The 13,599-nt window shown below is 38.2% G+C and carries 11 protein-coding genes; 4 read left to right on the forward strand and 7 right to left on the reverse strand.

Going from position 1 to position 13,599, the window contains the following annotated elements; genetic code table 11:
- Positions 1-39 precede the first annotated feature (39 nt).
- The gene (rnr, locus tag ACFINS_RS04545; RefSeq protein WP_375650382.1) at positions 40-2,316 is read right to left on the reverse strand and encodes a ribonuclease R; all 2,277 of its coding nucleotides are present in this window, start codon (positions 2,314-2,316) and stop codon (positions 40-42) included.
- 3 nt (positions 2,317-2,319) lie between these two features.
- Positions 2,320-4,893, reverse strand: coding sequence for a type I DNA topoisomerase (topA, locus tag ACFINS_RS04550; protein ID WP_375611939.1), 2,574 nt, complete (start codon positions 4,891-4,893; stop codon positions 2,320-2,322).
- Positions 4,894-5,157: 264 nt separating this feature from the next.
- On the opposite strand from topA, the gene ACFINS_RS04555 reads away from it, so the two are divergent.
- Positions 5,158-5,364: a hypothetical protein gene (locus ACFINS_RS04555; RefSeq protein ID WP_005773510.1), complete on the forward strand. Its 207-nt coding sequence runs from the start codon at positions 5,158-5,160 to the stop codon at positions 5,362-5,364.
- Here ACFINS_RS04555 and dprA read toward each other — a convergent pair.
- From dprA to ACFINS_RS04575, 4 genes are read right to left on the reverse strand one after another with little or no spacing between them, the layout of a single operon-like run.
- A complete protein-coding gene (gene dprA / locus ACFINS_RS04560) occupies positions 5,294-6,526 on the reverse strand; it encodes a DNA-processing protein DprA (RefSeq protein ID WP_375705923.1) in 1,233 nt (410 codons plus the stop codon). The genes ACFINS_RS04555 and dprA overlap by 71 nt on opposite strands.
- Positions 6,483-7,115, reverse strand: coding sequence for a glycerol-3-phosphate 1-O-acyltransferase PlsY (plsY, locus tag ACFINS_RS04565; protein WP_375705924.1), 633 nt, complete (start codon positions 7,113-7,115; stop codon positions 6,483-6,485). The genes dprA and plsY overlap by 44 nt, the downstream gene beginning before the upstream one ends.
- An 11-nt stretch (positions 7,116-7,126) precedes the next feature.
- Complete coding sequence (locus ACFINS_RS04570; RefSeq protein ID WP_375705925.1) at positions 7,127-8,428, reverse strand: dihydroorotase; 1,302 nt, start codon at positions 8,426-8,428, stop codon at positions 7,127-7,129.
- Positions 8,425-9,390, reverse strand: a complete 966-nt coding sequence (locus tag ACFINS_RS04575; RefSeq protein ID WP_375705926.1) for an aspartate carbamoyltransferase catalytic subunit — start codon at positions 9,388-9,390, stop codon at positions 8,425-8,427. The genes ACFINS_RS04570 and ACFINS_RS04575 overlap by 4 nt, the downstream gene beginning before the upstream one ends.
- A gap of 125 nt (positions 9,391-9,515) precedes the next feature.
- On the opposite strand from ACFINS_RS04575, the gene ACFINS_RS04580 reads away from it, so the two are divergent.
- Positions 9,516-11,135, forward strand: a complete 1,620-nt coding sequence (locus ACFINS_RS04580) for an acyl-CoA dehydrogenase family protein (protein WP_375705927.1) — start codon at positions 9,516-9,518, stop codon at positions 11,133-11,135.
- Here ACFINS_RS04580 and ruvX read toward each other — a convergent pair.
- Entirely contained in the window at positions 11,120-11,599 is a 480-nt protein-coding gene (gene ruvX / locus ACFINS_RS04585; RefSeq protein ID WP_375611932.1) for a Holliday junction resolvase RuvX, read from the reverse strand. The two genes, ACFINS_RS04580 and ruvX, sit on opposite strands and share 16 nt — an antisense overlap.
- A 147-nt stretch (positions 11,600-11,746) precedes the next feature.
- Here ruvX and gatC point away from each other — a divergent pair, with 147 nt between their 5' ends.
- Positions 11,747-12,034 (forward strand): Asp-tRNA(Asn)/Glu-tRNA(Gln) amidotransferase subunit GatC, encoded by a 288-nt coding sequence (gatC, locus tag ACFINS_RS04590; RefSeq protein WP_375650356.1) that lies wholly within the window; start codon positions 11,747-11,749, stop codon positions 12,032-12,034.
- Positions 12,035-12,065: 31 nt separating this feature from the next.
- Positions 12,066-13,550 (forward strand): Asp-tRNA(Asn)/Glu-tRNA(Gln) amidotransferase subunit GatA, encoded by a 1,485-nt coding sequence (gene gatA, locus ACFINS_RS04595; protein WP_375611931.1) that lies wholly within the window; start codon positions 12,066-12,068, stop codon positions 13,548-13,550.
- The last annotated feature ends 49 nt before the right edge of the window (positions 13,551-13,599 follow it).

Here is a 13,599-nt window from a genome sequence, read left to right on the forward strand (position 1 = left end):
AATTTATTATTCATATTATATTTAATGGAGGCAAGAAGATTAATTTTTTCTTTTCCCATAAAAAGTATACTTTTGTTTTTTTAATTTGTTTTTATGGTAGGATGTCGGTGAAAATTTTATTGGACGAGGTTTTGTTAACAGTTCAAAGCATAAAGCGCCAGCAAAAGGTTGTACCGTTATAAGTTTTACTTCTACAACATCACTGAGCTGATAGCCTTTATGGCTACGCTGTCCTACAAGAACATGTTGTGCTTCATCAAAATGATAATAATCATTTTTAAGTGTAGAAATATGGACAAAACCATCTGTATTGAGTTTATCAAGTGAGATAAAAAGACCTGCTTTTGTAACTCCGGAAATGCGGCCTGTAAAAATACGACCGATTTTATTCGTTAAATAGTGAGCAACAAGCCGATCAATCGTTTCTCTTTCAGCCATCATTGCACGGCGTTCGTATAAAGAAACTTGCGTAGCAATTTCTGCAAGATTTTGTTCTTGTGTATCTGTTAATTGATCATTTCCTAATTTGAGAGCTTTAATGAGTGCTCGATGAATAATGAGATCAGCATAACGACGGATTGGTGATGTAAAATGTGTATAGTTCTGCAAATTCAAACCAAAATGGCCACTATTTTTAGGGTTGTACTCTGCTTGTGATTGTGAACGCAAAATAACTTGATTGACTAGTTCTTGTTGTTGAGTATGAGCGACCTTTTCTAAAATTCTATTAAGGCGCGCTGAGGTAAGTTCGCTTCCGCGGGAGAGTGGTATCCCCAAACTTTGAAGAAAGCTCCGAAGTATTTCTTGCTTAGCAAGAGAAGGTTTTTCATGAATACGATAAATGAGCGGCTGGTGATGTTGTTTTAATGTTTCAGAAGCTGCAATATTAGCTTGTATCATAAACTCTTCAATTAAACGATGCGCTTCTAGTTGTGGTTCACTCACAACATCTTTTATGCATCCATTTTGATCAAGAATAATCTTTTTTTCTGCAATTTCTAATTCTAGTGGTTGGCGACGATTTCGCGCAGCTTTAAGGCATGCATAGGCTTCCCATAAGGGGTGCAAAATGCTCTCAAAAAGAGGGGTTATTTTTTCATTTATATTACCTTCAATTGCCAATTGTACTTCTTGATAAGAAAGTTTGGCTCTTACACGAATCATAGTACGATGAAAACTATGTTTTCGTTTATTACCGTTTGCATCAAAAATCATACGAACGGCTAAAGCTGGTCTTTCTTTTCCTTCACGCAGAGAACATAAATCATGAGAAAGGCGTTCAGGTAACATTGGCACAACGGTATCGGGAAAATAAACAGAATTTCCACGTTTCAATGCTTCTTTATCTAAAGCACTTCCTGTTTTGATATAATAAGAAACATCTGCAATGGCTACAATAATAATCCAACCATCATTATTTGCTGGATCCTTATCCTTGGTTGCATAAACTGCATCATCATGGTCTTTTGCATCTGGTGGATCAATTGTAATAAAGGGTAATTGTCGCCAATCTTCACGATTATCCATATTGGCAGCTTTGATATGTTTGGCTTGCTCAAGAACACTTTCAGGAAAAATATAAGGAATTCCTTTCGAAAGAAGCGCTATCATTGAGAGTGTTTTCTCACTCTTAATGTGCCCTAAAACATTCTTTATTTTTGCGCTCTTTAATCCGTAACCAGTATTTTTTTTTATTTCGACTTCAACGAGATCACCAATTTGAATCTTCATTTCTGGAGACATTTCAACAATGAGTTCATTGGTTTTGCGGTCTATAGGATCAAGGCGCCATTGATTATTTTCCAATTTTCGTACAATAGCAAATGCGCTTTTGGGAGATACATCAATTTTACGAATAATTCGTCCCGTATAAGGATGGCTTGAGCTTTCAGAATTTTTATTTCGAAAAACTTTTACAAGAATATGATCTCCAACACCAATATTACTTCCTGTTATGTGATGAAAAGAGTGTATTTCAATATTGGGCTTTGGAGAATCTTCCCATTCAAGAGGTTGTGCAATAAAACTTCCATCTTTATCACGTCCGCTAATTTTTACTAAAGAAACAGGGGGTAATTTTCCTTTGTTTATTGCTCTTTTGTGGTGTTTAGATATGAGATTTTGATCCTTTAACTCACGTAACATATCTCTAAGCCAGATACGAGAATCGCCTTTTAAGTTAAAAGCTTTAGCGATTTCTCGTTTACTTGAGTGGTTAGGATTCTCAATTATAAAGGAAAGGATTGCTTCCTTATTGGGAAAAGTTTTCCCCTTGAATGAAGAGAGATATTTTATGTTTTTTTCACCTTTAGCCAAAATTTATGTCTCTTTTATTTTTGCTTTTGTTTTAGAAGAAGCTCTTTTTGAAGTTGTTTTTTTACTCGATGCTTTAGCCGATATAAGTTCTAGTGCCTCTGGAAGTGTTACACTAATGGGATCTTTATCTTTTGGCAATGTTGCATTAATTTTACCCCAATTGACATAAGGACCATAACGCCCGTTGCGCACGGTAATGGTTCCTCCTTCGGGATGCTCTCCTAATGTTGCCAATGCTTCAGGTGTTGTTCTGCTTTGCCTGGTTTTGTTTTCTTGTTGTTCTGCTAATACTGTAACAGCGCGATTGATACCAATATCAAAAACTTCATCTGCATGAAGAAGGCGCGCAGATTTTCCATTATGGCTAAGATAGGGACCATATCGTCCAATCGTAGCCGTGATTGTTTTTCCGGTTTCAGGATGAATGCCAATTTCACGGGGAAGGGATAGTAAAGCCAAGGCTTTATCAAGGGTTACATTTTCTGCCTGCCATTCTTTTGGTAATCCTGCACGCTTAACTTCTTTGCTTTCACCAAGTTGAATATAGGGACCAAACCGGCCATTACGAAGAGAGATCTCTTTTCCTGTTTCAGGGTCAATACCAAGTATAACAGGTTCATCATTGCGTACAGCTTCATTCTCTTCTCCAGTATCTGTACCAAGTTGGTGTGTGTATTTACATTCGGGATAATTGGAACAGCCAACAAAAGCACCATAACGCCCAAGTTTTAATGATAATTGACCATTTTTACAAAGAGGACAGGAACGCACATCACTTCCATCTTCGCGTTCAGGAAAGGCGAGAGGTGCTAATGTTACATTTAAAGCATCAAGAACATTGGTTATACGGAGTTCTTGGATATTGCTAATAGATGCATTAAATCCATCCCAAAAATCTCGCAATACGTCTTTCCAAGAAAGTTTGCCATCAGAGATAAGATCCAGCTTTTCTTCAAGATCTGCTGTGAAACCATATTCTACATAGCGATTAAAAAAATTTTCAAGAAAGGCTGTAACAATACGTCCCTTGGCATCGGGAATAAGCTTTCGTTTATCAATGACAATATATCCACGGTCACACAATGTCGCTAATGTGGATGCATAAGTTGAAGGACGACCAATTCCTAACTCCTCAAGCTTTTTAATTAATGAAGCTTCAGAATAACGAGAAGGGGGCTCTGTGGTATGTTGTACAGATTCAACTTTTTCTTTTGTAAGTGCTTCACCAGTGTTTATTTGTGGTAAACGTGTTGTTTCATTTTCTTCATTATTTTCTTCGTCTCGTTGATCCGTGTAGACGGAAATAAAGCCATCAAAACGAACAACAGATCCTGTTGCCCGTAGATTTGCACGCTCTTCTCCTTGCTGTGCTTCAATTTCAACGGTTGTACGTTCAATGTCAGCAGAGCGCATTTGGCTGGCAATGGCACGCTTCCATATCAGATCATAGAGCTTTGCTTGATCGCTATCGAGAAAATTACGGACTTGACTAGGATTGCGTTGAAAATCTGTTGGGCGGATCGCTTCATGTGCTTCCTGTGCATTTTTTGCCTTTGTTGAATAAAAACGTGGCTTTTCAGGAATATAGTCTTTTCCGAAAGTTTCATGAATAACTTTTCGTGCTGAATCAATAGCCTCTGGTGCTATCTGCACACCATCGGTACGCATATAAGTAATAAGCCCTGCCGTTTCACCATTAATTTCAATGCCTTCATAAAGCTTTTGGGCAATTTGCATAGTGCGAGAAGCTGAAAAACCTAGTTTTGAAGAAGCTGCTTGTTGTAGTGTAGAGGTCGTAAATGGAGGAAAAGGATTTCTCTTTGTAGGTTTTGCTTCAACACTGAGTGTATGATATTGAGCTTTCTCCAGCATAAAGCGAATTTGGTCTGCTTGTTCTTGAGATTGAATATCAAGCTTGCCTATTTTTCTTTGATTAAACATTGTCAATCTTGCTTGGAAACTATCATTTCGGATGGTTTTTAACTGTGTTGTAATGGACCAATAATCTTCTTTGATAAAATGTTCTATTTCTGATTCACGATCACAAATAATACGCAAAGCAACCGATTGAACGCGTCCTGCTGAACGCGCACCAGGGAGTTTACGCCATAAAACAGGTGAAAGTGTAAAACCAACGAGATAATCGAGAGCACGACGTGCAAGATAAGCATCGACAAGGGATGTATCAATATCACGTGGATTATTCATAGCATCAAGCACAGACTTTTTGGTGATGGCATTGAAGACAACTCTTTTAATAGGTTTATCTTTTAAAACTTTTTTTTGACGGAGAACATCCAGAATATGCCATGAAATAGCTTCCCCTTCACGATCAGGGTCTGTTGCTAATATAAGGCTATCGGCTTCTTTAACGGCTTTTGCTATTTCATTTAAACGTTTAGCGGCAGCAGAATCTATATCCCATTTCATAGAAAAATCTTGATCCGGTAAAACAGAACCATCTTTTGCAGGCAAATCACGAACATGTCCAAATGATGCGACAACTTTGTATTGAGATCCAAGATATTTATTAATTGTTTTTGCTTTTGCTGGAGATTCAACGATAACGATATTCATAATTTTACCCAAATATTGAAATAAAAATTTTTTTATAAACGCCTTTTACGCGAATAGCTAATGCCAATTGCTTAAGAGCACATAAAAAAATATTAGCCATATAAAAAACATGAATATTGTACAACTTATGATTGTCATTATTAGAGTACACCCTATATAGAATTACACGATTTATTTTCCACTGTTATTACAAAAACATACGGCGAAATACTAAGATAACGTCTATTGAGAGGTAGGAGGGGAAATGCTCAAGGATAGAGGATTATGTTTATAAATCATTTAAAAGTTATCCAATATATTACAGACATGTCAAAGCAAATGAATCAGATGGCGCGTCAGGCGCACAGTCCGCTTTTAGCATTGCTTTTGGATATGGTTGCCAAAGAAGGGCAAAGCATTATTAATAGTGCTGAGGCTCTTGGGGAAGATCAAGATTCGACAATGACACACAACCACCAGAGTGTCGAATAAGCTTTCCAGCAAGGTCGAGTTCTACCAACAAGAGGTAGAGAGCTGGGAGTGAAACACCTGAGTGGATACTGAGTGTGTCTAAGTCGATTGGCGTTGTTGAAAGAGCGGAGAGAACTGCTGCACGTGCTGCATCATCATCTGCTAAAGAGAGATCGCTGTTTTTTTCATCTGCTAAATTAAAATTCTCCTTTTCAAGTTGTAAAGAGGATGGTTCCTCAAAAAAATTGAGTTGCGAATTTGGAAGCGGTGAAATTAATGGCGTAAGTGTTTCTATAATGTCAGAAGGATGTGTGGTGAGTAGAGCACCGTCTTTGATAAGATTGTTTGTACCAACAGATCTTGGATCAAGTGGAGAACCGGGAATGGCAAAAATTAACCGTCCCATTTCAGCTGCTTGACGTGCGGTAATTAAGGACCCTGAGCGCAGGGCTGCCTCTACAACCAAGAGACCAAGTGATAGAGCTGCAATAATACGGTTTCTTCTTGGAAAATCGATAGCACGCGGCTTCCAAGAAATGGGCATTTCGCTGATGATGGCTCCACCGTTGGCGATAATATCTTCGTGCAACTTTTTATTTTCAGGAGGATAGATATGATCAATTCCTCCAGCCATGACTGCAACAGTTCCTGTTTTTAAACTTGCTTGATGCGCAACGCTATCAATTCCACGAGCGAGCCCAGAAATTGTTACAAAGTCTGCTTCTCCGAGAAAACGCGCAAATTGAGCCGTAAGCTTTTTCCCAGCAGCTGAAGCATTTCGAGAACCTATAATTCCAATAGAAGTTTTTTGAAAAATTGAAATATTACCTTTGATAGCAATAAGCGGCGGAGGGGCTTCTGTAACCTTAAGAAAAGCTGGATAGTCTGGTTCGCCCATACCGATGAACCGAATATCTAATCTTTCAGCTTCTTGCATTTCTTTTTCTGCATCTTCTAAGCTTGCTATTTTTATAGATACAGAACCACCACCTTTTCTACTAAGCTCTGGCAGCGCTGCCAGAGCATTTTCTGCTGTTTTATAATGATCAATGAGATTGCGAAAACTAACAGCTCCAATATTTTCACTGCGCAATAACCGTAACCAGCTTAGACGTTGACGATCAGTAAGCAGGATTCCTTTATTTATCTCCGTGTTGCGTACCAATCTTACTTTCTTCCCCAATTAATAATCTACTGATATTTGCAGAATGTTTTATAAACACAAATACGCTCATCACAATCAGCATACAATAGAAATAAGAAGCGGAAAAATAAAAAACAAATATCGGTGTGATCGTAACAGCAATAAGCGCAGATAATGAAGAATAACGCATGAGAAGAAAAATCGCACTCCATACAATAATAAAAATAATTGCTGCGGGCCAATAGATTCCTAAACAGACCCCTAGATAGGTAGCAACACCTTTGCCACCTTTAAATTTAAGCCATACGGGGAAAAGATGTCCTAAGAAAGTAAAAAAACCTGCTAGAGAAACAAGGATACTATTGTCTAGCGGATTACTAAAAAACTTTATAATCAAAACAACGATAGTTCCTTTTAACATATCACAAAGAAGTGTTAGAGCAGCAAGCTTTTTATTTCCTGTTCGTAAAACATTTGTTGCTCCAATATTGCCGGAACCGATTGTTCTTATATCACCAATTTTGAACAATTTCGTAAAAAGAAGCCCAAATGGAATCGAGCCAATGAGATAAGATACGAGGAAAATAAACCATGGAGTGGACTGAAAAAATATTTCTGCTTCATTCATTAAGAATCTCATTAAGTTTGTTGATCAAGTTTAAAAACGTTTTTCCCTTTCACAAAAGTCTGGATCACGCGTCCTTGAAAACGTGCATTCTCAAAAGGGGTATTTTTTGAATGTGAATAGAGCTTCTCTTTAGAAACAACCCATGGTTCTTCAAGATCAACCACAATAAGGTCTGCATGAGCCCCTTTTTTGAGTGTTCCTGCATTGAGTCCAAAGAGCTTTGCAGGCGCCGTTGACAAAAGTTCCGTTATCCGTAGAAGAGATAGGCTCTCATCATGATAAAGGCGTAAAGCTGCGCTCAATAAGGTCTCCATACCAATAGCGCCAACTGCCGCGTCATTAAATGGTAAATGTTTTTTGTCGATACTCTGAGGATCATGAGAAGAGACAACAACATCTATAGTCCCATCCTTTATTGCTTCAATCATTGCTATACGGTCTTCTTCTGTACGCAATGGGGGCATTAAGCGAAAAGAGGTGTGATATTGTCCAATGTCATTTTCATTGAAAGATAAATGATTAATAGATACACCCGCTGAAATCTTCTCACTGCGTTTTTTACCTAAACGGAGTGCATCAACAGAGAGTGCTGTTGATATTTGAGCGGCGTGATAACGTGTTTGCGTTAATACTGCTAATCGCAGATCTCTTTCAAGTGGGATAACTTCTGCTTCGCGAGGGATGCCAGAAAGACCAAGCCAACTGGCAAGCAGTCCTTCATTCATCACACCTTGCCCTGTAAGATCTTTATCTTGCGTTTCATGTATCAATGGAACATCAAAATCACGTGCATAAGTCATTGCACGCCGTATAACAGATGAATTTTGAAGTGTTTTTTTTCCTTCACTAAAAGCAACGGCTCCTGCATCTTTGAGCAAACCAAATTCGGTTATTTCTTGTCCGTTGAAACCTTGTGTGATTGAAGCAACGGGATAAATATTGACCAATGACATTTCCTGTGCTGTATGCGCAATAAATTTAACGAGTGCTACATTATCAATAACTGGATGCGTGTTTGGCATCATAAGAAAGGAAGTAATACCACCTGCTGCGGCCGTGTAACTTGCTGATGTAATTGTTTCACAATGTTCATTCCCTAATTCTTCAACAAAAACGCGCGCATCAACAAGTCCAGGGAGAATTGCTTTGTTTTGTGCGTTAATAACTTCTGCTTCTTCAGGGAATCCCTGATTCAGAGCTTCTTTTCCAGCGGCTATAATTCGTCCATTTTTAACAATAACTGTACCAATTTCATCGATTGCGCGCGAAGGATCAATAATACGAGCATTCTGAAAAACAATTGGTTTTATCATTTTTTTTCTCCACTGATCTTTGCGCGTGAATCTAATAAAGCCTCCATGACAGCCATACGCACTGCAATTCCCATTTCTACTTGTGTATGAATCATACTTTGCGGTCCATCTGCTATATCGGATGCAATCTCTACACCACGGTTTATTGGTCCAGGGTGCAGAATAATAGAATCATTTTTGGCATAGGCTAAATTTTCTTTATGTAAGCCAAAATAATGGAAATATTCACGCGTAGAAGGAATAAAAGAGCCTGTCATCCGTTCATGCTGTAAGCGCAACATCATGATAACGTCAGCATTTTTAAGACCTTCTTTCATCGTGTTAAAAACCTCAACACTCATATGAGCAATTTTTGCGGGTAAGAGTGTTGAGGGAGCAACAGCACGAACACGAGCACCCAAAGCATTGAGACACAGGATATTGGAACGGGCAACACGTGAGTGTAAGATATCTCCGCAAATCGCAACAGTTAATCCTTCAATACGACCTTTTGCCTTTTTAATGGTTAGAGCATCTAATAAAGCTTGGGTTGGATGTTCATGAGCACCATCACCTGCATTAATAACACAACAATCAACTTTTTGTGCTAATAAAGCTGCCGCTCCTGCACTGTTATGGCGAAAAACCAGTATATCTGGCTTCATCGCATTGAGAGTTGTAGCAGTATCAAGTAATGTTTCTCCCTTTTTTACAGATGAGTTGTCGATCGCAAGACTCACCACGTGTGCACCTAGCCTTTTACCCGCTAATTCAAAAGAAGATTGTGTTCGCGTAGAGGCTTCAAAAAAGAGATTAATTTGAGTCCGTCCATGCAAAGTAGATTTTATTTTATCAATTTTGTTAGAAAGGATAATATTTGCTTCTGCACGATCAAGCAATGTATTAAGATCTTGTACACTCAGATCTTTAATAGCTAAAAGATGTTGATGAGGGAAAAGTGGGAAAAAATTGTCTTGCATCATAGCATTCTTCTTTATCTCTCTCTAAACAGGTTAAACAAGCATTTGTTTGAATATGATAAATGTTTCTTAACTCTAAAAAGACAAATAGTCTATGATATGAATGATTTGAATGTAGGAATATACCTATGAGTGCTGTATCTGCGCAAAATACTCGTCGAAAAAATACATTTCTTAGCGATACGCTTATGTTTCGTATTGCTTCTACTTTGCCTAAATTTTTGTTAGCAAGTTTTGAAGAAATAGGGGATTTTGCCGCGAGTCGAGAAGCATGGAAACTTTCTTGCTTAGCGAATCATTATAAGCCTTTACTATGCTATAATGATGAATGGGGGCAACCAACAGAAAGATTAGAGATCCATTCTTCCTATCAAGCTCTTCAACAATATTCTAGACAAGCAGGTTTGGTTACCTCGCTTTGGGAAAATACGAGCTCAGAAAATGGAGTACGCTATCAAGCGCGTGCGATTCGTTTAGCTTTATCTGCTGGTTTAGAAACAGGACATTTGAATGAAGTTATCATAACGAGTGCAGCTATTGCCGTTTTAATTAGTGATATTGAGCTCTTCAAAAAATGGCAAAATGTACTTTTATCACGCCAATATGATTCCTCATCAAAACCTATTCATCATAAAAAGGCTGCTTCTCTAACTTGTGCATTTGACGATATTGAAAAATACGCTTTCAATTTTCCAAGTGTTAAGAAAATTTCTTTCGATGAAAGTATGGAACGTGATCTATATCGTTTAAATGTTGTAAAAACCAACGTTATTAATCCTACCGCTGACGGATATCTTGTTAGTGCAGATTTAGATGGTCATTTAAGTTGTTTTTTTATTCCACGCATACAAGAAAATGGCGCATTAAATGGATCTATATCGATTCGTCATTTAATTCAGCGTTCTGGAGAACTTTTAACACCAGAGGGGGTTGTCGACTTCCAAGGCAGTTATGGCTGGCTTTTGGGAAATGCTGGAGAAGGGCTTAAAGTTATTAAAGATATCGAGACGATGATGCGTTTCGATCAATCTGTCATATCGGCAGGTGTTTTACGAGCGGCTCTTCAATTTGGTATGGATTTTTTCCGGAAAAAAATCCCCAATCAGCCTTTACCTCCACTGACAGAACGTATTTTTGCAGATATTGCATTAGATATAGCTGCCTCACAAGCATTGGTTTTGCGTTTAGCGAGAGCATTTGACAATGCAGCAAATGACCGTTCTGAAGCAGCTTTTGCCCGCATTATGACACCTATTATTGCTTATCATGTAAGTCAATTGGTTGTGCCTATTATTGGTGAAATTATCGCACAACTTGGTATTGAAAGTTTTATAGAGAATAATCCATTATCACAAATGTTGCATAATGGGCCTGCGCGAATTGTGAGAAATAGTTCTGCTAATCAATTGGTAAAGGATGCCATTCTTATTGCTGAAAAAGCACCGGGATTGTTTCAGAAATTGTTGGAAAAAATTGCTCTTGATATTGGACCAGCAGGACCCCGAGCAATTGAAATTATTAGGTCAGCAGATGATATGGCATCAGCAAATGAAGGTGCAGGAAGATTTTTTGTTGAACAAGTAGCTTATGCAGCAGCAGCAGCAGCATTACGTTCTACAGACATAGAACATGTTGCGAATGCCTATATGGAAAGCCGCCTTGGGGGACAATGGAGATCTTCTTACGGGATGCTCATTGCACGATATAATGCAGGGCATTTGCTCAATGTTCTCTATCCTTCCATATGATGAAAGTTTTGAATTCTATTGAGAGCACCTTGTAATATAAAAGCGGCGGCGGCCGAATCAATACGGCTTGCTCTTTTAGCGCGCGATACATTCATTTCTAAAAGAGACCGTTCCGCAGCAATTGTTGATAAACGTTCGTCCCAAAAAACAAATGGAATTTTTGTATAAGCTTTCATATTACTCACAAAAGCTCTGGTTGCTTGAACACGAGAGCCACTGCTTCCATTCATGTTAAGAGGTAAGCCAATGATAATAACGCCTACATTTTCACGGTCAAAAATTTTAATAAGTGTGTAAGCATCTTCTGTAAATTTTTTTCGCTGTAGTACAGGACGCGGATTTGAGACAGTCAGCCCCATATCAGAAATCGCAATTCCGATAGTTTTTGTCCCTAAATCTAAGCCTGCTATTGTTTGTCTAGGCAAAAGATGTTTTATAACTTCATCTATATTAATAACAGTCATAAAGGTATAATACGTTTTTTAATGTTTCAGATCTATAGTTATATTCTTTATTCATGTTATCTAATATTCTTGCACTTACAAGTGCACCCTTGTATAGCCAGAATAAAGATCAATAAATAAACAAAAAAGCAGAAAGGCGTAAAGAGTATGTCTGTTGATCAAGAGACAGTCAAGCGGATAGCACATTTAGCAAGGATTGCCCTCCACGATGATGAGATAGAACCTGTGACAAAAAAATTCAATGCTATTTTAGGTTTTGTAGAGCAATTGAATGAAGTTAATGTCAGTGGGGTTGAGCCATTAACATCTGTGATGCCGATGACTCTACGAATGCGTGAAGATAGTGTTACAGATGGCGATAAAGCAGCAGATATTGTAGCCAATGCCCCTGTTACAGAAGAAAATTTTTTTCTTGTCTCAAAAATTGTTGAGTAACTTTTTATATTTTTGAAATTTGAGAACCAATATGACTGATTTAACAACTCTCACAATTGCGCAAGCTCGTGATGCTCTAACAAAGAAAAATCTCAAAGCAACAGAATTAACGGAAGCTTATTTACAAGCAATAGAGTTGGCGAATCCAACTTTGAATGCTTATGTAACAATAACAGCAGAACAGGCAATGAAAATGGCTGCTGAATCAGACAGTCGCTTAGCGAAAGGGCAGGGAGGGCTTTTGGAAGGAATTCCCTTGGGGATTAAAGATCTTTTTGCAACCTATGGTGTTCATACTCAAGCCTGTTCAAATATCCTTGATGGTTTTAAACCGCACTATGAATCAACTGTCACGGCTAATTTATGGCAAGATGGTGCTGTGATGTTAGGAAAACTTAATATGGATGAGTTTGCTATGGGCTCATCCAACGAAACATCATATTATGGTCCCGTTATTAGTCCATGGAGAAAAAAAGGCTCAAATGAAAAACTCGTACCCGGTGGTTCTTCGGGAGGATCCGCAGCCGCTGTTGCTGCACAAATTTGTGCTGGTGCAACTGCAACCGATACAGGTGGCTCAATACGTCAACCAGCAGCTTTTACTGGAACTGTGGGAATAAAGCCAACTTATGGACGTTGTTCGCGATGGGGCGTTGTCGCGTTTGCTTCATCTCTTGATCAAGCTGGACCTGTTGCTAGAGATGTTCGTGATTGTGCTATCTTACTCAGATCAATGGCCTCTTTTGATGAAAAAGATTCTACTTCCGTCAATTTACCAGTTCCTGATTATGAAAGTTATCTTGGTCAATCAATCAAAGGAATGAAAATCGGTATTCCAAAAGAATATCATGTGGATGGAATGTCTCCAGAAATTATTGAGCTTTGGCAAAAAGGAATAAATTGGTTAAAAGAAGCAGGTGCTGAGATTAAAGATATTTCTTTGCCCCATACAAAATATGCTCTACCTTCTTATTACATTATAGCTCCTGCAGAAGCCTCTTCTAATTTAGCGCGTTATGATGGTGTGCGTTTTGGTTTGCGCATGCCTGGGAAAGACATCATTGAGATGTATGAAAATACGCGTTCTGTTGGTTTTGGTGATGAAGTCAAACGGCGCATTCTGGTTGGGACTTATGTTCTTTCATCAGGTTATTATGATGCCTGTTATTTAAGAGCTCAAAAAGTAAGAACACTCGTAAAACGTGATTTTGATCAATGTTTTGCTTCAGGCATTGATGCTATTTTGACACCAGCAACACCAACATCTGCTTTTGGTATTGCTGATGAAAAAATAAAAAATGATGCTGTAGCAATGTATCTTAATGATATTTTTACTGTACCAGTTAATATGGCTGGATTACCAGGAATTTCTGTTCCTGCTGGTCTGTCATCAAATGGTTTACCTCTAGGATTGCAATTGATTGGTAAACCTTTTTCTGAAGAAGTCATTTTTCAGATAGCGCACATTATTGAACAAGAAGCAGGAATATTCAGTGCAGAAAAATGGTGGATGTAATAGTCAAAATTCACAAAGGAGCATTTCTCATCCTTAATGAGAAATGCTC

Source organism: Bartonella sp. AA2SXKL, assembly GCF_042197205.1.
Lineage (GTDB): Bacteria > Pseudomonadota > Alphaproteobacteria > Rhizobiales > Rhizobiaceae > Bartonella.